The organism is Paenibacillus rhizovicinus (assembly GCF_010365285.1).
GTDB lineage: Bacteria > Bacillota > Bacilli > Paenibacillales > Paenibacillaceae > Paenibacillus_Z > Paenibacillus_Z rhizovicinus.
The window spans coordinates 4,288,118-4,308,590 of sequence record NZ_CP048286.1 but is presented as its reverse complement, the minus strand read 5'-3'; the positions used below and the strand labels follow the sequence as shown (position 1 = coordinate 4,308,590).

At 56.0% G+C, this 20,473-nt stretch carries 14 protein-coding genes; all 14 read right to left on the bottom strand.

The genetic code is table 11. The features are described from left to right. Nucleotides 1-53: 53 nt before the first annotated feature. The 14 genes from GZH47_RS19365 to ltrA all read right to left on the bottom strand — a co-directional run bounded on the left by GZH47_RS19365 (nt 54) and on the right by ltrA (nt 19,758). On the bottom strand, nt 54-932 hold the full coding sequence (locus tag GZH47_RS19365) for a carbohydrate ABC transporter permease (protein ID WP_162642591.1): 879 nt from the start codon (nt 930-932) through the stop codon (nt 54-56). Nucleotides 933-974: 42 nt separating this feature from the next. Beyond that, nucleotides 975-1,913: an ABC transporter permease gene (locus GZH47_RS19360; protein WP_162642590.1), complete on the bottom strand. Its 939-nt coding sequence runs from the start codon at nt 1,911-1,913 to the stop codon at nt 975-977. 295 nt (nt 1,914-2,208) lie between these two features. Continuing rightward, nucleotides 2,209-3,075 (bottom strand): phytanoyl-CoA dioxygenase family protein, encoded by an 867-nt coding sequence (locus tag GZH47_RS19355; RefSeq protein ID WP_162642589.1) that lies wholly within the window; start codon nt 3,073-3,075, stop codon nt 2,209-2,211. A gap of 132 nt (nt 3,076-3,207) precedes the next feature. Further along, nucleotides 3,208-5,151 carry a DUF5010 domain-containing protein gene (locus GZH47_RS19350; RefSeq protein WP_162642588.1) on the bottom strand — a complete coding sequence of 648 codons (1,944 nt, stop codon included), beginning with the start codon at nt 5,149-5,151 and terminating at the stop codon, nt 3,208-3,210. A gap of 25 nt (nt 5,152-5,176) precedes the next feature. Further along, nucleotides 5,177-8,371 (bottom strand): glycosyl hydrolase family 95 catalytic domain-containing protein, encoded by a 3,195-nt coding sequence (locus GZH47_RS19345; RefSeq protein WP_225446129.1) that lies wholly within the window; start codon nt 8,369-8,371, stop codon nt 5,177-5,179. Between the two features lie 491 nt (nt 8,372-8,862). Beyond that, entirely contained in the window at nt 8,863-10,755 is a 1,893-nt protein-coding gene (locus GZH47_RS19340; RefSeq protein WP_162642587.1) for a helix-turn-helix domain-containing protein, read from the bottom strand. A 32-nt stretch (nt 10,756-10,787) separates the two neighbouring features. Beyond that, nucleotides 10,788-11,210: a hypothetical protein gene (locus tag GZH47_RS19335; RefSeq protein ID WP_162642586.1), complete on the bottom strand. Its 423-nt coding sequence runs from the start codon at nt 11,208-11,210 to the stop codon at nt 10,788-10,790. 315 nt (nt 11,211-11,525) lie between these two features. Beyond that, nucleotides 11,526-12,602: a Gfo/Idh/MocA family protein gene (locus GZH47_RS19330; RefSeq protein ID WP_162642585.1), complete on the bottom strand. Its 1,077-nt coding sequence runs from the start codon at nt 12,600-12,602 to the stop codon at nt 11,526-11,528. A 35-nt stretch (nt 12,603-12,637) separates the two neighbouring features. Continuing rightward, the gene (locus GZH47_RS19325; RefSeq protein ID WP_162642584.1) at nt 12,638-13,645 is read right to left on the bottom strand and encodes a Gfo/Idh/MocA family protein; all 1,008 of its coding nucleotides are present in this window, start codon (nt 13,643-13,645) and stop codon (nt 12,638-12,640) included. Between the two features lie 14 nt (nt 13,646-13,659). Beyond that, on the bottom strand, nt 13,660-14,673 hold the full coding sequence (locus GZH47_RS19320) for a Gfo/Idh/MocA family protein (protein ID WP_162642583.1): 1,014 nt from the start codon (nt 14,671-14,673) through the stop codon (nt 13,660-13,662). Further along, nucleotides 14,670-15,755, bottom strand: a complete 1,086-nt coding sequence (locus GZH47_RS19315) for a Gfo/Idh/MocA family protein (RefSeq protein WP_162642582.1) — start codon at nt 15,753-15,755, stop codon at nt 14,670-14,672. Before GZH47_RS19315 ends, GZH47_RS19320 begins: the two co-directional genes overlap by 4 nt. Before the next feature lie 537 nt (nt 15,756-16,292). Further along, nucleotides 16,293-17,318, bottom strand: coding sequence for a LacI family DNA-binding transcriptional regulator (locus tag GZH47_RS19310; protein WP_162642581.1), 1,026 nt, complete (start codon nt 17,316-17,318; stop codon nt 16,293-16,295). Between the two features lie 157 nt (nt 17,319-17,475). Beyond that, nucleotides 17,476-18,213, bottom strand: a complete 738-nt coding sequence (locus GZH47_RS19305; RefSeq protein ID WP_162642580.1) for a metallophosphoesterase — start codon at nt 18,211-18,213, stop codon at nt 17,476-17,478. Nucleotides 18,214-18,432: 219 nt separating this feature from the next. Beyond that, nucleotides 18,433-19,758 (bottom strand): group II intron reverse transcriptase/maturase, encoded by a 1,326-nt coding sequence (ltrA, locus tag GZH47_RS19300; protein WP_162642579.1) that lies wholly within the window; start codon nt 19,756-19,758, stop codon nt 18,433-18,435. Nucleotides 19,759-20,473: the final 715 nt, after the last annotated feature.

Sequence of the window (20,473 nt, the reverse complement as noted above, 5' to 3'; positions counted from 1 at the left end):
ATGAAACCTCCCTTTGTTTATATGCTATACCGATAATCGGTCAATAGCCAGATTCATCCTTTAATGCTGCCGATCGTAAGTCCCTTTACGAAGTAGCGCTGAATATACGGGTAAACCAGGATAATCGGGCCGATCGAAATGATCGTCGTCGCCATCTGCACGCCGTTGGCCGGCACTTGAATGAACTTGGACGTATCGACCTGGCTGGAAATAAAGGTCAAGTTCGAAATCATCTTCTTCAGCAGCAGCTGCACGGGCACGAGATGGTCGGATTCGATAAAATTCAGCGACAGCCACCAATCGTTCCAGTAGTTGAGCGCGTAGAACAAGCCGATCGTCGCCAGACCCGGGGTCGACAACGGGATAATGATGCTCGTGAAGGTGCGCAGATAGCCGGCGCCGTCCATTCTGGCCGATTCGACGATTTCCTTCGGAATCGTCTCGAAGAAGCTTTTGAGCACGAACATATTGAACGGATTCACGAGGTACGGAACGATCAGCACCCACAGCGTATCTTTCAGATGCAAATACTTCGTGATGAGAATGTACCAGGGCACGAGGCCGCCGCTGAACAGCATCGTCAGCAGCACGAAGCCCAGGATCGCGCCGCGAAACCGCATCTCCCGCTGCGCCAGCGGATAAGCGAGCAGGCTGGTGACCAAGAGCGCCATCAGCGTGCCGAGCACGGTCACCGTAATGCTGACCAGGAACGACTGCATGACCGCGTTCAATTGAAAGACGGTTTGATACGCGAATACCGTGAAATGCTTCGGAATCAGCGCAAACCCGTTGGCCTTCAAATTCGGTTCCGATTCGAACGAGCTTCCGAGCACGATCAGGAACGGAACCAAGCAGATCACGCCAAGCACGCTGAAGAAGAAATAGTTGATGACGTTAAAGAGGCGGAAGCCGAATGTCTTGTGTTCAACCATGAAGCGGCTCCTTTCGTGAAATACGAGAATTTACAGCTTTTCTTAATAGAGAACGCCTTTCTTCTCGTCGCTCATCTTTCTGGAAATCCAATTCGCGGCGACGATCATGATTAATCCCATGAACGATTGGTAGAGACCGACGGCCGAGGTCATGCCCATGTCGCCGAGCGTTCTCATCGAACGGAACACGTACGTATCGATAACGTCCGTCGTGGAGTACAGCTGTCCGTTATCCCCGACAAGCGCGTAGATCATGCCGAAGTCCCCGTAGAAAATCCGGCCTACGGCCAAGATCAGCAGCACCAGGATGGTTGGCCGCAGCTGCGGCAGCAGAATGCGGACAATCTGCTGAAACCGGTTCGCTCCGTCGATGCGGGCCGCTTCGTAATACTCCGGGTTCACGCCGGTAATCGCGGCCAGATAGACGACGACGCCGTATCCGGTCGACTTCCACAGATAGACCAGCACCAGAATCGCCGGCCACAGCCCGGGGCTGTTCATGAAATCGACGCGATCGAAGCCGAAATGCACGAGCACGCTGTCGATGATTCCTCTGTCCGTCGCCAGGAACGTGCCGAGGAAGAGCGATACGACGATCCAGGAAATAAAGTACGGGAAGAAAATAAACGTTTGAAAGATGCGTCCGCTCACTTTGCTCCGGATTTCGTTCAATAGAATGGCCGTGCCGACGGATGCGATGGTCCCGCTTACAATGAACAATACATTCAGGAATAGCGTGTTGTAGGTGACCCGGAACAGATCGGGCGACGTGAAGAAGAATTCGAAGTTCGCGAATCCCGACCAGGGGCTTCCGAAGATCCCGTCCCTGAAATTGTAGTTTTTGAAAGCGATGATGACTCCGAGCATCGGCAAGTAATTGAATACGAGAAAGAACAATATTCCGGGCAGCGCCATCCAATAGAGCACGCTTTGACCGGATCGGCGCAAACGGCGCGGCCGCCTCGTTGCGACCTGCTGCATTTCGCTTCCTCCCTCCTTCAAGGTTCTGTGTGGCTACGTCCCTAATAGTGGACCAACCGAACCTCCGAAAACTAGTTTGAAATCCGCTCTTCTCTCAGAAAAACGGCCAAAACGTGAAAATTGGAGTCCGAATTCCGCTTCTTAGTAGCTGCTCGGGCAGATGCACGGCATGGAAAAAGCCCGGAAAAGATCCGGGCCTCGAGTTCTCGAGCCTCTTGCGCGAGCTCGCATCCCTTGCGCGCGAGCATGCACGTTGTCCGCGAAGCGCGGCGAACGGACGGCATTCCGCAGTAGGTTACCAGCTGTCGATGCCGAGCAGCTTCCAGCCCAATTCGGTTAATTGCGCCGGGCCGTCATTATGGGTTCGCTCCCAGCCTCTCGGATCCTCAGGCAGGAAGGTCGAGCTGTAGTTGCGCCACGAATCGATTCGGGACTTGGCATGACTGACGGGCGGAGCCGGATGCATCGTTATGTACTGCGCGAACCGGATATCGTCCGAGAGATTCTCCCCGTTGCCGTGCGGCAGCAGCACGTCCCAGATCAGCAGGTCGCCCGCTTCGCCCGGAATCGGCATGACATCGTAGCCGGTAATGTCCGGCACGCGGGGATCCCGGTTCGCCGGCTGGCGCTTTATATAACCCTCCAAGTCGCGGAAGATGTCCGGCACGCATTGGAACCCTCCCTGATCGGCGAACGTATCCGCCAGATAGAGCACGCCTTGCAGGCCTCCGGAAGGAATCGTCAGCGGAAACTTCAGGTTGGACGTATCCGTATCCCAGTGAATGAAGTTGGCATTCAGCTGCCCTTTGTTTTCCCGCTTCGGCAGCTTCATGTTGACCCGGTCGAGCGACACCCATAGCTTGCGCTCCCCCAGCAGCTCCGCGAATATATCGTAAACGCGAGGATACATCCGAATGTCCCACAAGCTTTGATCGTGGAAGAATGGCAGCATGCCCCGCTCCTGGTCTTCGAAATAACCGTCCATGCCCGCAGCGGGCTCGTACCAGCCGTCGCGATCGTCCGGCGACTGCCCCATGAACGCGAACATCCGGCTAATCGCCTTGTCGCATAACGCCTTCGGTACGGCGTTCTTCACGAGCACGTAACCGTTGTTGCGAAAAAACTCCGAGTACAAGCTTAATTCCGTCGATTGATCCTTCATTCTTGATTCCTCCATATTAAACGCGGACAAGCCGAGGCGCGCTGCCAAGAACGCAGCGGGCCGCGACTTGCCGCTTATTCATTCGATCATTCGTTCATTCGTTCATTCGTCCATTCTTTCAATCCGTCAGCCCTAGTTGGACCAGTAATTGAGGTTAAAGTCGCCGTCGATCATTTCAATGCGAACCGTATGGTACGACCCGCTCGGGAACGTGAAAGTACCCGCGTTAACCGTCTGGTACGTCTGCCAGCCGCCGGTATTCGGAAGGGTAACGGTCGCGCCCGCCGTGCCGTCGATGACGAAACGCAGCCGCTTGCCGCTATTCGGCGTCGCAATTCGTACCTTCATCGTGACCGTTCCTTGCAGCGGGATTTCCTTCCATTCCAGCCATTCGCCTGCCGCGATCGAACCGACATCCCAGCCGCCGCCGGTGTCGCCCGTATTCTCGACATCGATGCTGCCGTCGCGGTAGATTCCCCCGAACGCACTGCCCGTCGTCGTGTCGTTGTACAGATCGGCGCTCTCCGCTTCGATTCTTCTCGCCGCCGGGAACGGATTCTGCGAATATTTCCGCAAGATATTGATCATTTGGTTCGGGTAATCATATTGCGTCTGCGCGTATGCGCCGTCTCTTCCTCTCCACATGGCCGTGTTCTCCTCCCAGTCGGAGAAGCCCTCCACGAGCGTGACCAGGCTGCCCGGCACGGTCGCGTTTAAATTATCTTTGAACGTCTGCCCGTGGTTCGGATCGATGATCATGCTGGTCGTGCCGGCGACGAAGCGGAAAGAAGGCACCGTTACGCCAAAGTTATGGCCATTGAAGGCCGTGACCGATTTGCCGCCCGGCACAGGAAACCAGCCATCGACGCCGTCCACGACGGAAGCGACGGTCGGATCTTCGGTCAGCCACGATTGATCGACGATCAGATAGGGATTGATGCCGAATTCCGCCTGCGCCCGCTGCCGGATGTAGTCGACCATTTTCTTCAGATTGCCGTTACCTTGGTTCGTGAACGCGAAATCGCCGATGCCCCACTCGTAAATGACCGGTCTGCCGTCGATCTTGAATCGCATGCTGTCCGGAACCGCTTGGAAGAACGCGCGCAGATTGTGGTCCCAAATGTATTGGTAGCCGCCTTCCCCTGCGCCTGTAGCGTCTCCGATGTCAAACGGCGGGTTATAACCGCCCGTGCCATGCTTAAACGCGTTTTTCTTGTCCGTCATCGAAGCCGGCGTGTCGTCGAGCGCGCTGATCTTGAGCTGTCCGGCCGCGCCCCTGCGGTTAATGGCGTCGACCAGTCCGCTCAGCTTCCGCGTATCTCCTCCGCTGTTGGCGCTCATCGCCGGATCCAAGAATCCCCGAATGGTCGGCGCTACGAAGTCGACGCCCGACGTGACCAATTCCTCGACGTAGTTATCCCAGAACTTGGCTTCATCCGCCGTCGCTTTGAACAGCGGCAGATTGAAGATCGAGTTCCCTTGATTGACGTAGGAACCGCCGTGCAAGGTCGTGTCGGAGAAGCCGAACGTCACGCCCAAGTAGTGCGGGCCCTGCAGCTGCGGGCTGGAGATGACGACCTTCTCGAACGTTTCCCATGGGCCCGCGCTCGTACGGTTCGCGATCATCGGCAAGGTCGGAGCAATATCCGCATCCGCGTACAGGCCGTTGGAATTGGACTTGATGTAGATATTGCTGCCTCCGGCATCGATAATCTGGAACTTCTCGTTCGCGCCGATCGTCGTTGCGTTCGCAACCAGATAATTGCTGGTCGTTTGGCGGGAAACATACTTGTCGTTGGCATTCGCCTGCAGCGCATACAAGCCGCCTCCCGCATCGCGGATGACGTACTGCTCCCAGACGCCGGCCGACGTCCGGTTCGCAATGAGCGGATCGTTGCCGGCATTATCGGCGCTTACGTAATTGTTGTTGGATAAGGCCTTGAGGGCGATCGTCTCGCCGATGACCGGCGTCGAGGCATTCGCTTTTCCAGGCGTTTGAAGGAATAGCGGCAAGGCAAGCAGGACAGCTAGTGCCGCGAACAGCATTCTCTTAGGCGTTCTCTTGGGCATCCTCATGATTCTCAACCTCCTAAAGGTGATCTTACAGTTGGAATTTCTCCCATACGCCGATCGTCGCCCGGTTTGCGATCAGCGGGTTCGCCCCCGCATTGTCGGCGCATACGTATTGACCGTTCGCCGCCGCTTGCAGCGAGAACGTATTGTCGCTGTTCGCGACCCAAGTGAACCGTTCGGCGCTGCCGATCGTCGTCGCGCTCGCGATTAAGCTGCCAGCGCCGCCGTTCGAGGCCGTCACGTACTTGCTGTTGGCCACGGCCTGCAGCGCGATCTTGCCGCTGCCCGCGTCAGTCACGACGAATTGCTCCCACGGCCCCGCGGCCGTCCGATTCGCGATCAGCGGATCTGCTCCGGCATTGTCGGCCGTCACGAACAGGCCGTTGGCCATCGCCTTCATCGTAATCGTCGATCCGATCGGAGCTGCGCTGCCGCTGCCGCCACCGCTTCCCGCCGTGTACACCTTGAAGGCATCGATCGAGGCGACCTGTGCCGTTTTGCTGACGATCCTGATCGTATGGCTTCCGCTCGCCAGACCGGTGATGCTGTAGACAACCTGCTGTACCTGCCGTGAACCGCTGACGTTCAGATTGACATTGGCTTTGAACGCATTGTCGATATAAACGTCCACATTGCCCATGTCGCTGTTCTTCTCGCTGTAGTAATCGATGCCCGTCCCCGTGAACGTATACTCGGCCGTGGCTCCGTTCGTCACCGCATAGTGAATGTCGTCGTTGTAATCGCCCAGTCCCCTGCCGTCGCTGTTATTCCATCCGCTGCCGTAGGCGAATCCGGCAGACGCATCGTCATTGACCAGTCCGCCGGTTCCGCCGGAACTCGCGGAGGAGCCGAGAACGCTGGCCGTGCCGCCGAGCGCCTTCGCGCCCTGATTCGCCGTGCCGGTAAGCGAAGTATACGTGTAGCTGCTAAGCGGCTTCGCCGTACGTTCCACTACATACACCGTATTGGCTGCGGTATTGAAGCTGAGCTCGGCACTGGAGGAGGTCATAATAATTGCGTTGTCCGACGCTCTTCTCACCTGTACTTGCTGCGTGCCCCACGGATTCACCACGGTAGCGGGATTGCCGTACAGGCTCTTGATGCCTACGTATTTGATTTCATTGCTTTCCTTCTCCGCGCTTACCTGGAATCCGCCGCTGGCAAGCAGCGTGAATTTGGCGTTGAAGTTCGTGTCGCTCGGCAGCGCCGGGAAGACGCGGATCTTGTCGTTATAGCTTTGCAGCAGCGACTCGTTGACCGCGGACAAATGCACGCCCAGATACTCGAACTCGCCGTTCGAATCGTTCGTCCGTCCGTTCGGCAGCGTCTGGTAACGCTGAAGCATCGTCTTCATCCCTTGGAAGGCGCTGTCGCCGAGTCCGAGCCGCGCCGCTTGAATCGCGCCGGGATCCCAGATGGCGCCGTAGGTGAAGATGCGGCTGTTGAAATTGTTGACCAGCTTCTGGTAATCGGACGCCCCGATGCCGCTGACGCTGTAAGGCCAGAGCAATTCCAGCACGATATTCTCCCCGTTGCGGATCGTGGAAGCCGGCGGCGTGTGCGGGAAGTACTTGTTCGGATCGCTCGGGTCAACTGGATAAGACGCCAAGTTGTCCAGGATATTCTGCCACTGGGCGCGAAGCGTGCCGTCGAGGCCCAGCGTCTGGCTCGACTGGATGACTTTCGGGAAGAGGCTTCGTACGGCAGCCAGATCCGTAATCGCGTTCTGGACGTCCCAATAGGTTTCATGCGCATTGGAAGAAGCCATCTCATACTTGCCGGTGCTGCTATTGAGAGTCAGCTTGCCCGCGTAGAACTTCGCGACTTCCTTCATGAACGGATACGCCGTACCGCTCAGGTAGGCCGAGTCGTTGGTGTATTTATACTGGGCATACATGTTAAGCGCCGCTTCCGCGCCGGTCGAATAGATGTCGTTCACGAAATCGCTGCCGATCGTCCCGGCCGCGCTGCCGTTCCACCCCATCGTCTCGGGCACCCAGATGCCGTCGATGCCGTACCGGGTCATCGTATACGACTTCAACGCGCTGAAATTACGGCTGTACATATTGTTGAACACGTTCATCATGTCGGCATGGTTGGAGGCGAGGAAGGAATTGTAGATGTCCCGCTGGTTCCAGTACCAATACGCGTTGCTCCACTTGCTGCTGTCATCGTCTTTGACCGCGCTGAATACCCCGTTGATGAAGTGAAACGGATAGTTGCCGTATCCGCCGGCGGCGATCATATAGGTGCCGAGGTAATAGATGTTCTCCAAGTAATCTGCGTCGCCGGCCGCGTTGGAATATTGCACGAAGGACTTGGCCCAGAACGCATGCCACCAGTTTTTATAATTCGTTAACGTGGTTGAATAGCCGGTGCCCTTGACTGCATTCAACTGACTCTTGGCCTGGCTCACCGAATCATAGTTCGGCGCGTTCAGCCTGCTTGCGCAGGAAATCCAAATCGTGTAGCTGGACGAAGGCGTGATGTTCAGCCTCACCTTGCTGCCGCTCACGGTCTGCGTCGTGAACCCCGCTCCTTCCACCGTGGCCGCCAGCGTATAGCCGAAGTGATTGGCGTCGGTCTGCCCCCTGCTAAGCCCAACCGTTGTCGCATCCGCGAACGCGGACACCGTTCTCCACGTCGTAATGTCCGGCACGTCGCCTCCGCCGAAACCGGTTACGTCCCACAGGCTTAAATCCAGCGCAACGTTCGATACGCCCGTGCGGCTGTCGTCCACGTGAATGCCGAGGACCTCCGAATTCGGCGACCCGAGAATCGTAACGGTCCGGTTGTTATCGTACTTGGTCGTCACGAGGCCGTCGTATAACGACAGACGCTCCTGGAACGAGGAGTACCCCGTGTCCATCCCGGGGCTTGTCGTGAGATTGACCAGTCCTCCCGATGCAAAGCCTTCCTCCGAAGCGTCCGCGCCGGAGACCTGCATCGTAAGCCCCGTGGCCGCGTTCCATACCATCGCCCCCACCTTGCCGTTGCCCACGGTCAATCCGCTTTTGGGATCCGTGACAGGCGCGTTGAACACGACATCATGCTTGGACAGATATCCTGCGTAATCCACGTTCATTGCACCCGTGGCCGTATTGAACGATTCCGTTGTCGCGCTGGCCGCCGCGGTACCCGCGAAGCTTGCGATCGAGCTAATCAAGCTTAAGCTGAGCAGCGGCAGCAACCCTTTCCTGAACCTTCGTGCAAAGCGTTTCATCAACATCCTCCTCGCCTCATTTTCTCTGTGACCAGCAGCAGCTCTTTTCAGCTAAAGCGCTTTCAATCCAGACTTAGATGGCTTCGTCAGACGCAACGGACTGGTTGCCGCGAGCTGCCTTGCATGCCTCGGGCTGCCGCGTACCGCGAGCCGCCGCTTATCTCCGGCCGCTGCATGTCGCGGGCTGCCGCCCGGCGCGAGGCTTCAACTTGGCGCAGGCCGCGCGCGTGCCTCCGCGTACCGCTCCCTCCCTCCTCAATGGCGTGACTACGTCCCTAATAGTGGACTAACCGGGACTGCGAAAACTAGTTTGAAATCTGCTCTTCTCTCAGAAAAACGGCCAAAAACCACAAAATTGGAGTCCGAATTCCGCTTCTGAGTCGTTTATGGCTTGGCTGATCATGGTGACAGGCCGCGCGGACGAGTCAACGAGTCATGGTTGGCCGGTCAGGATAGCTCATCGCGTTGATAGAACAAAAAGAACCCGGACATTATCCGGGTTCCTCATTGTCTTGCATCCCTTGCATCCTGCGGTGAGCGTTCGGCGTCTGGCCGAATTCCTTCTTGAAGACGAAGTAAAAATAATTGCTGGAGCTGAAGCCGGCCATGGCCGCGATTTCGTTGATCAGCGCATCCGTCTGCTCGATCAGCTCTTTCGCTTTCAGCAGCCGTTTGCGGTTGATGAATTCATGAACGGAGAACGTCGTATGCTCGTTGAACAGTTTATTCAAGTAACTGACCGAATAGCGCAGATGCTCCGCTACGTCCGTCACCGAGAAGTCGACGCGCTGGTAGTTCTCCTCGATGAATTGAATGCCTTTCTCGATCGTGGCGATGCTCTTGGCCGACTTGCCTTCCGCCTTCTCTTCGCTCGCGCCTTTGAATAGCTCCGCGATCGATTCGGCAGCCTCTTCGCGCGTTTCCAGCTTGCTTAATTGGGAATAAACGCCATCATAGCTTAAGGCGGGCAGCGAATTCGGCTTCGCCTGCGTCGACTGTACGGCCTTCGACACATTCACGATCATTTGGGCCAATAGGGCGTACAGGTCGGGATGCGGATATTTCTCCAGGCCGCCCAGCAAACCGTCGATCGCCTCTTTCACCTTCTGCGGCCGGCCCAGCTTCAGCTCCGCGGCGATCAGCTTCTCTTTGTCGTACGGGTAGTCGCCCGTTGAATGGGCAAACATCCGCTCGCGGCTCAGAATCGCGCCCGCTCCGTGGAAGATGCGATAGTGCGATGCGGAGAGCGCTCCCTCGTACGAATAGGCGGCTTCGGCCAGCGACTCGACGGCGTCGCCGATGCCGATCGTCGCGCTGAGCTTCAAGTATTCGCGGACGTTGTCCCTTACTTGACGCAATGCCGCAAGCAGCGCTTCCTCCTCCTGCACCGTCTGATCCGCGATCACGGCGATATGATCGGTGCCGATATCGACGGATAACGTCCGGCAGCTGCCGGCAAGCGATTCTTCGGCAATATTGCAGACGGCGTAGCGAAGCAGATACCGGCTCTCGCTCTCGTAGCTCGCCTCGACTTGCCGGTAATGATCCAGCCGAACCACGATGACGCGAATCCGCTCGGCCGTGCCGAGCTCGATGCCATGCTCCTTCACCATCCGCCGGAACGAGCTTCGGCTCTCCTCGTAGCCCATCAGCAAGCTGCGCAGGAATTGTTCCCGCAGCAGCTTGCGGGTGCGGTACGAGCCGTGCTCCAGCGACTCGTTCTCCTTGATCACGGTAGACAGGACGCGCGAAATCGTCTCGATATCGCCGGCTTTGGCGTAATCCGCGCCATCCTTCGTCTGCTTCTTGGCAAACTGCGTCAGCGAGCGAATCGGCACATAGATGTTCCGGGATAGAAACACGGAGACCAGCAGGCTGGCAATCAGCAGAAACGCGCTGCTGAGCAGCGTAATATCGCGGATGCGAATTAAGCTTTTGAACAAGGTCGTATATGGATAGACGCTGACGTAGACGAAGCCCGTGCTCGACAGATTCGTCTTCTGGAAAGCGATCACGTACTTGTGGCCGTCGATTTTTTCGATGAACGTGCCGCTCTGCGCCTTGGTTTCCTGAATCATGCTATTGTAGCGGAAGTTGGACTGTTCGTCAGCGTATCGGTTCGAATCCGGCGCCGCCACGAACTGCCCGTCGTTCTGCAGGATGAAGAGCTGGTTGATCGGATCGCTGGACATCTCCGTCAACAATTTCTTCAGCTGGACATCGTCGATATTGATGATCATCGCGCCGCGAACCAGATCCGAGTCGGACGAAGGCTCCGTCACGATCATGGACAGCGTCGGGCTGCCCTTCGGCTTGCCCGGCATTGCATGGCGCAGCAAGTAGGGGATGCGCGGCGTATCGTAGTGGAATTTGCGCATGTACATGGTCATTTCCTGGTCGGGAAACACATTCGTTCTCATATTGGGGTACGCGGTAGAGATAACGGATCGAGCTGGAAATTATATAAGTAAATGGATTGCACGATTGGATTGGATTGCAAGAAACGGTTCATGCGGGTAAGCAGATTATGCTGGTCGTACACGTCGACCTCGTCGCCGGAGAACATTGCCGAATAGACGCTGTCGTCGTAATAGAGGTCGTAGCCGCCTTTGATCGTGGACGTATACATGTAGTTGGACACGTTCTGCGTTTGGGCGAGCAGCTTGTGGGAGAGCTGATTGATTTCGTCTTTCATCACTTGATCGGATTTATAATAGAACAGCCCGAAGACGAACATAAGGTTCAGGACGTTAACGACCATGAAGGAAAGCAGCAGCTTCGCGAACGTATTTTTGCGCCAGACATAGGAAGCCGCGCGGAAAACGCCGATCCATCTCATCGATCCCCAACACCCTTCCGGAAAAAAAAGTAAAATTTGGCGAAGTATCTATTACCATATCACGCATCTCTGATAGGCCGCAAGACTAGCGTCAACCTTTCGCCGGAACGCAGGCAGTCCGTAAGCGCAGAAGGTTCTGCGGCCTACGGACGAATTCTGTTTCTCTGTATCTTCTCTGTATCTTCTCTGTATCTTTTCTGTTTCTGTTTCTCTGTTTCATTGTTTCTCGGTTCTCTGTTTCTCTGTCTCTGTTTCTCTGTTTCATCGTTTCTCTGTTCACTGTTTCATTGTTTCTCGGTTCTCTGTTTCTCTGCTTTAATCGATTCGAATCGTCCTGCCCTCTTTGGCGGACGAGTATCCCGCTTCGGTTACCTGCGCCACATGCAGACCATCGCGGAAGCCGGCGCGGAATGGACGGTCCTGGCGCAGACAGTTGATGATGTCCGTCACTTCCCGTTTGTAGTGCTGCGCGTGCGTCGGCCAGCTTTGGTAATCGTGGGGCTCCGCTTCTTTCGGTTTAATATGCGGCTCGAACCAGCTGCCGTTCGCCGATCCGCCTAAGAATTCGGAATACACCTGCAGCTTCGGATGCTTGCTCGTCAGCTCCAGCGAAATCGTCCCTTCCGTTCCGTAAATCTCCAGCGTGTTGCGCATGCCGACATCGATATGCAGGCTCCAGAGCGTATTTAATGTGCCTAATGCTCCGCTGGCGAATTGCAGCACGGTCGCCGCATTGTCTTCCACCATCAGCTGCGGCTTGGCATTGTTCGCCGTCAGCGTGGACACCGCCGCGATATCGCCGGCATACCAGCGCAGCAGATCGATCGCGTGCGCGCCTTCGTCGATGAACGCGCCTCCGCCTCCGCGGACCGGATCGACCATCCAGTCCGTCATGTAATCCGGACAGCCGATTTCCTGGATGCCCGCCAGCCCGATGACCGCACGGGCGCTGATAATCCGGCCGATCAGCCCGCTGTCGATCACTTCCTTCGCCCGTTCGGCTTCGGGAATGAACCGGCTGCAGAAGCCGACCGTCCCCCGCAGTCCGGCGCGCTCCACCGCCAGCGTCATGGCAAGCGCGTCGGCCGCGCTCGTCGCGATCGGCTTCTCGCAGAACAGGTTTTTGCCGGCGGACACGGTGTCGAGCACCATCGATAAGTGATCGGCATTCGCGGAATGAATGAATACGAAATCGATATCCTTGCGCGCAAGCAGCTCCCTGTAATCGCCGTAATACTGCCCCCCGTAACGATTGGCAGCCGCGGCGCCGCGCGCCGGATCGTCGTCCGCGACCGCGACGATTTCAACGTTCTCCATTTCGCGCAGCGCCTTGGAACGAAAATCGGCGTGCACGTGCTCGTAGCTAATCATGCCGATGCGAAGCTTTGTCATTCCCTTTCCTCCTTCAATGAAGTCGCGTGTCCGCGTCACAAGACGACAGGCACGCCGGTTCGCACGGATCGATATGCGGCGTCGACCCATGCCATGATTTCGTACCCTTCCGCTCCGCCCGAGCGGCAAGCCGACTGTCCCCGCATGCAATCCCGAAAATGCATCATCATGTTCAAATGGCCGTCCTTCACGAAATGCTCGTCGACCGGATGCAGCTGCGACACCGTCGCGCCGCCTTCGGCGGAGGTTCCCGTCACCGAACGGATCGGGTGCTGGTAGAGCAGGTCCGCCAGCGCATGCCCTTTGGTGCCGAACACCTCGAACCGCGAGTCGTAGCCGCCGGCCAGCGACCAGCTGTCCTCCGTCTGGCCGATCGATCCGTCCTCGAACCGGATCACGATGACGGACGTGTCCTCCGCCTGCTGCCGATGGAGAAACGTGCCCGCCTCCGCATGCAGCTTCACCGCCTTCTTGCCCGCTGCCATCCACTGCAGGAACGACATCCCGTGCACGGCCATATCGATAATCGAGCCGCCGCCGGCCCGCTCCGGATCCGAGAACCAGGACGCATGCAGCGAGCCGATGCCTTCGCAGGCTTTGAACCGGAAGAGCCGTCCGTACAAGCCGCCATCGATCAGTTCTTTCAACTTGGCGAGCGCAGGGATGAACGGTACGTTCTCCGCGTAATAGAGCTTGCAGTTTCGTTTGTCCGCCTCGTTGACCATCCGGTACGCATCCGCCAAGCTGGTCGCCAGCGGCTTGATGCAGATCACGTCCTTGCCCTCCGCGAAAGCCGCCATCGCGATGTCCGCGTGCAGGTCATTTGGCGCGCAGATGTCCACGACCTGCACATTCGGATCCCTCACGAGCGCCAGATAGTCTTCATGCGCAACGGGAATGTCGAATTGCCCGGCTGCCTGCTCCGCATTCGCCTTGCGGCCGGAAGCAACCGCTTTCAATTCAAAGCCTTCAATCGTTCGAAATGCGGGCAAATGCGTCATTCGCGCCCAAAATCCCGTTCCGACCACGCCTACGCCGATCATCGTTCGCAGCCCCCTTAGATGTGCACGACCTTGGAGGTCCGAATGGATTCGTCGGCCAGCAAGGCGAGCCGCTGCGCGGCGACCGCGTCGGTTCCCGTCGCTTGCGGCGGCACTTTGCCGAGCACGCTGTACGTAAACTGCCGCGCTTCCTGCTGGTAGCCGAATTTCCACAGGACGCCGAGATTGTTCCAGCCTTCGGCCGGATTCGGAGCCTCGGCTTCCCTGTCTTTCTTGATAAACGCCCGGCCGCCCTGCGCTTCCATCAGATCGATGAAGAACGAGCCTTTCGTGCCGTAAATTTCGAGCGTCTTGTCGCCGTAACCGCTGGACCAGCTGCCGTAAATGCTGCCCATTGCGCCATTCTCGAATTTCAGCGCGCACATGATATTGTCCGCCGTGCCAAACTTGCGCGCGCCTTCGAATACGTAGGCTCCACCGTCGGCGTAGATGGACGTTACTTCTCCCGCGTACCAGCGGTACAGGTCGAACGTATGGATGATCGTATCGATCAGAATGCCGCCGCCTTGATCCGGATCGTAGAACCATTCCGCGGACGGCTCCCAGCCGAACACGGCGGAGCGGATCGCGATAATATCGCCGATCTCTCCGGCGTCGAGCCGTTCCTTCACTTCGACGAAAGGAGGCGTGTACCGGATCATGAAACCGACTTGCAGGATAATGTTGTTCTCCAGCGCCGCCGCGTTCATCCGTTCGCACTGCTCCAGCGTAAGCGCCATCGGCTTCTGGCAAAAGACGTGTTTGCCCGCGTTCGCAGCGTCGATCACGATCTGCTCATGCAGAAACGTCGGCGTGCAGACGAGCACCGCATCGATCTCGTCGGAAGCAAGCATGTCTTGATAGCTGTCGTACACGTTCGGGATATTGAATTTGCTTGCCAGCTTCTCGGCCGAAGCGCGGACGACGTCGAAGACGCCATGCAGCTTGGACTCCGGTACCTGCGCATGCGCCGTCGACATGACATGCGAAATTCTGCCCGCGCCGATAATGCCGATTCGTACTTGATTCATCGCGCGACCCTCCCGCCGATTTCCGATAGTTGAACGAGGCGTCCGGTTTCGGAGGAGCGGTAAGCGCCTTCGATTACCCGCAGCGCTTGCAATCCGTCCCGGCCGCTTACGGACAACGGACTGCTGCCCCGGACCACGTTGACGAAGTCCTGCAAGCATTCGCGGTAACACACTTCATAACGGTCGTCGCCCTGCCAATCGTAATATTCCCTGCCTTGGATTCCGCTGCCGGACACTTCCATCTGCGGGCTCTTCTGATAATGGATGTGGATCTCGCCTTCGGTGCCGACGATGAGGCATTCCTCCTGGCTGATCATCGGGGCGTACCAGCCCGGTGCGTGCCATGTGCTTTCGATCGTCACGATTTCCCCGCCGTCCATCGTAACGACGCATACGCCGTAATCGTCGACTTCAAGCTCCTTGTGCTTCAGCTTCGCGACTCGGCCGAAGACAGTCGCCGGCTCGCTGCCGAGCAGGTATCGCATAATGTCCGTGTAATGAATGCCGTGGTCGTTAAACCCGCCGTAGCCGCCTCGTTTCGGATCGACGTACCAGCCGGGCTCCTTCGCGTCGGGCGAATCGGTAATGAAATAGAGCGGGCAGCGAATCGAAATTTTCATCGTCAGCGGCTTGCCGATTACGCCCTTCTCGATCAATTGCCGCGCCTTGATGTAAGGCGGCAAGTAGCGAATCAGATACGCCATCATCAGCACGATGTTCGCATCGTCCGCCGCTTGCACCATCCGCTCGGCCTCGTCCGTCGTAATTGAAATCGGCTTGTCGAGCAGAACATGCTTGCCATGCTTCGCGCAGTCCAGCACGTCTCGCCCATGCGCGCCCGTGTCGCTCATGACGAGCACCGCATCGACGTTCGGATCGGCGAACAGCGCTTCCCTCGTCGGATAGCGGACCGTCAGGCCGTATTCCTGAGCGAATTGCTCCGCCTGCGAAGTCCGCTCGTCGTAAACGCCTGCCCATTCGATGTCCGGTATGTCGCCCTGAGCGATGTAACGGGCCATCGGGTAAATATGATAGTGATTGTGCAGCCCAAGAACGGCCACTCTGAGTTTTCCGCCTGGCATTACCCAACATCTCCTCCCCTAACGTTCTGGCGCGGATTCGCGCAAACGTTAGCCAATAATCGTCAAAATAATTACAGTTTTCCCTTGTGAATATTAATGCGAACGTTCGCACGAATAATATAAATCACACAGGTTAAAACTGTCAATTTGTTTTTTCAGCTGCGGGCGGGCGCTCGATGCGAAGCAAGCCGAAGCAACAAGACACAACGCATAAATTGCTTGTAAACGCAAAAAAGGCAGCCAAACGGCTGCCTTTGCGAGTGGAGATGCTTTTTAGAAACCGGCGCAGCCGGGGGATGTAATGTACCCAGTACACTACATTGCCGGAAAACCGGCGCTTAAAAACAAAAGTGCCGAAAAGTCCGCTGGACTTTCTCGACACTCTCTCAACCCTCAGCAGAAGGATGTTTCGTCATGTACATTATCAAATTCGTCAAACCAGCCGGCAGCAGCCGTCTGTCGCGCCCCGATGCACGATATGAAAGATCGATATGATGCCGTTAAGCATGCACTCGCCCCGCCCCGCCTCGCCCAGCCCTAGCCTTTCACGGGAGCCGTCGACTGCCGGATGACGAGATTCGGACTAATCGTCGTCTTCAGCCGGACGTCTTCGTCTTTCTCGCTGCTGCCGATCTGTTCGGACAAGAAGCGCACCGCGGCTTCCGCCAATCGCTTAAGCGGGATCTTGACCGTCGTAAGCGGCGGATGGATGCATGCGCAGGCGTCAAGGTCGTCGAATCCGACGACGGAGATGTCTTCGGGCACGCGCAAGCCCGCTTCCCTGACCGCGCGAATCGCGCCGAATGCAAGCATGTCGTTCTGGGCGAAGATCGCCGTAGGCTTGTCGTTCGCTCCCGGTTTAAACCACTGCTGACAGACGCGGTAGCCATACAACGGATCGTCTTCCTCCAGCGCGATCCAGTCCGAAGCTTTCGTTACGCCCGCTTCGCCCAGCATGTCCGAATAAGCGCTCAGACGCTGGCGTTTGAAGGAACTGTCCTCTTTGGAGCCGATGTAGCCGATCTTTCGGTGACCCAATTCCAGCAAGTGCCGCATCGCCTTGCGCGCACCGTCGTAATCGTCCGTCGTGACGCAGTTCACGTTCATATGGTTAAAATGATTAAAGAAGAGGACGGGGATGCCAAGCGCGCCAAGCTCGTCATAATAGGCCAGATTTTCCTTCGTCTCCGTCGCGAACACGAGCAAGCCGTCGATGCCGCGTGACAGGAAGCGCTCCACGCCTGCCCTCTCCTGCTGCCAGTTCTTCTGGCTGCTGTAAATAAACACCGAATAGCCCAGCTTCTCTGCCGCATTTTGCACGCATTCCGCAAGTTCGCTGAAGAACGACCACGATAAATTATCGACGAGAAACCCGATCGTATCCGTCCGGTTGCTGACCAGGCTCTTGGCCATCAGATTAGGACGATAGCCCATTTTCAGCGACAGCTTCTTCACTTTATCCCGTACTTCCTTGGAAATACGGGCATCGTCCTTCAGCGCGCGGGAAACCGTTGTTGCTGAAATATTCAATTTCGAAGCAATATCCTTGAGCGTCACCGACATGATCAAACCTCTTCTCAGCATCAGAATTAACGTTTGCATAAATACTAGAGGATTTCTGTCGGATTTTCAACCGTAATTATTCCAGCCTCCAAGGAATCGAGCGCGCCAGCGGCCAAAAAGCCGAGCGAACCGCAGGAAATCATCCCGGTTGCTCGCGTTAAGAATGAATACTGCCAACCTTCGATCGGATAGCGAATGATGTACTGACTTTCCCCATTTTCAACGCCAAGCCATTCAGCTGATATCCAAAAGCGCACCCGCCGTCTATGCCGATTTTGTCGCCGCCAAGCCAAACCTCCGGCACGCCATGAATATCTGTCGCAAGGGTATGGCCGAAAACGACAACCTTCTCCCTGTTTGTTTGGTTCATATAAAATTCTTCTTTGATATACAACATATCGTGAACGTCCTGATCCGCTAATTGACGATAGCGAGGGTTTAAACCGGCATGTACGTAGATATAGTCATCATCCTCGTAATAATACGGAAGTCCTTTCAAGAACTGAATGTGCGGCGAATACCGTTCCATATAACCCCGTATTTCGACTAAATTCTCTGGACCGGCATTCATATCGTGTTGGCCATAACTATGCAACGTTTCGAATCCGCCAAACTTAAAAAACTTCTCGATCTCGTTCTCGCTTGCCAGATTTTCAATCACGCGTACGAAGCGATGGTCGTGATTCCCTTGCAAAGCGATCGCTCCGTGCTCTTGAACGAGAGACATGACCAGCTCTACGACTTCTTTGCTGCTAGGCCCTCTGCTTACGTAATCCCCAAGCAAGATCAGTCGATCTCTGCGAGAGTCGAACTCGGCTAACTCGAGAAGCTCTACAAATTCTTGATAACAACCGTGTATATCGCTTATGACTAATGTTCGAGCGATCTCCGTCATTTGTTTCTCATCCTTCCCCAGACCAAACGATCATGACTTATTTTACCATCATCCTCTGTTTGCAGCGTACCCCCTAATGCAGCGTTCTTATCGTACAAATTATAGTCTGCAGCTGCTTGGATATTTTCCTCGACACGCAAATCGAGTAGGCCCATGCGCATTTGCATGGGCCTCTCACAGATCCGGACGTGCGGGTCATCGCATCCGGCTCTTCCAAGATTATCCCCTTTGGGGATGAAGGACTTTCTGAATTTCAACCAGACTACTTAGACCGATTTCTTCAAACCACTTGTTGGGCATCGCATACTGGGCATACATAGAGCGAGAACTACGCCAGACTGTCATTCTAAGACCTGGCATTTCCTTGCTGTCCCATCCTCGTCTTCGCATCTCTCGGTGCAGCTTCCTTATCTTCCTCCAACTTCGCAGTTGCACCGCGCGGAGCCGTCTTCTTATCCAGGAATCGAGTTCCCGGAAGCGGCTGCTCACATCCCCGGTTCCAAAGTAACTGCCCCATCCCTGAAGGTACGGATTCAGTTTCCTCTTCACCAATTTCTGCACGTTAACCGTTTGGTTCCGTCTTGTTATTTCCTTTACCCGTTCTTTGAATTTCGCCATTGCTTTTGCAGATGGCACCATATACTTTCCTCGCTTAAATTCATGGCCAAGGAACGTAAATGTCTCCTTCTTGCTGTTGACGATTTTCGTTTTCTCCGGGTGCACCGTAAGGCCCATTTCCTTCTCCAACAGTTTCGTGACGGACTCCAATACACGCTCCGCACCTCGTTGTGTTTTGCAACAGATGACGAAGTCGTCTGCATACCGCGTTAACCGGTGACCCCGTTCTGTCATCACCTTGTCTAGCGGATGGAGATAGATATTCGCCAGCAATGGACTTATGACGCCACCTTGCGGTGTCCCTTGCTCGTTAAGGTGGAAACTCCCGCCGTCCATGATTCCGGCCGTGAGGAACTTTTCTAGTAGTTCGAGTACGCTCCCGTCTGTGATTTGTTCCTTTACCCTTGCAAGGAGCTTGTCGTGTGGGATCGTGTCAAAGTACGATTTGAGATCGGCATCGATGACGTACCGATAGCCATCTTCCATATCCTGACGAATTTTCTGAAGCGCCATATGTGCACTTCTGTTTGGTCGGAATCCATAGCTGCAGTCCATGAATATGGCTTCGAAGATCGGTTCCAATATGCGTTTTGCCGCGGCCTGCACGACTCGGTCTCCCACGGTAGGAATGCCCAAGGGCCTTTGCGTTCCGTCTGCTTTTGGAATGTAGACGCGTCTTACCGGCTTTGACCGATAAGTTTTATTCTTTAGCGTCTGTTGAAGCACTTCTAGATGGTGTTCCAACTTCGACTTGAATGCCTGGATGGTCATTCGATCGATTCCTGCCGCACCACGGTTGCGTTTGACCTCTTTGAAGGCTTCCTCCAGGTTTGGTTTTGCCCATATCTTGTCGATGAGGCTGTACCATTTTCGTCCGTTTCGATCTCTTCCTTCACGTGAGGGATTGTCTCGCCTTGGTTCTTCCATGCTCGTTCTCCTTCCCAAGCCGTTCGACGGTTTGTAGCCGTGAAAAAAAAAACTGGCAATCTCCGTCTTCCAGTTGGTACTCGCCCCAGACGGCTTCTTCTTTTGTTCAACCCCGGTTCTTAGCGCTTCTTGGCTCCCCGGCTTCTGTCTGGCACATGGCTTTCCACAATCTCTCCTCTTCCTCGGTTTCGGGCTTCGCACGATTCTCCGCCTTTTGGGTCGGAGACTGTATCGACAACTGCGTGCCGATTCGTTTGCCTTTGCGGCCTTTCTGGCAAACTTCGTCACTACTATCCCTAAGTCTGACTTCTCACCATCCGTAGCCCTGTCTTAACCCTCACGGTCTCGAACAGGGGTTACCGCCTCTCGGCAGAGTCGATGAGATCTCCTTGGGTCGCGTCAACCGACTTTCCCCCGAATCCAGTCCTCTTAACTTCCGAAGTCTCTGGTGGTACTGGACGTTCCCTTCTTTTGCAGGGTTATCCGACTTCGGCAGCCAGCTTGGTTCGCCGCCTGTTCCGGGTTTTACCTTCGCATCCTCCGCACCTTCCCTCACGGGCCAGGCACTATGCGTTAGCTATGCACTTCCGCCACCTAACGGCGTGCTGGAGACTTTCACTCCTTAGTCGATTGCGCTGCCAAGCGCACAAAAGGCAACCGATCCATGATTGGCCGGTCGCCTTCGTTTCTCTACGCTATTGTTAATTCCCACTCG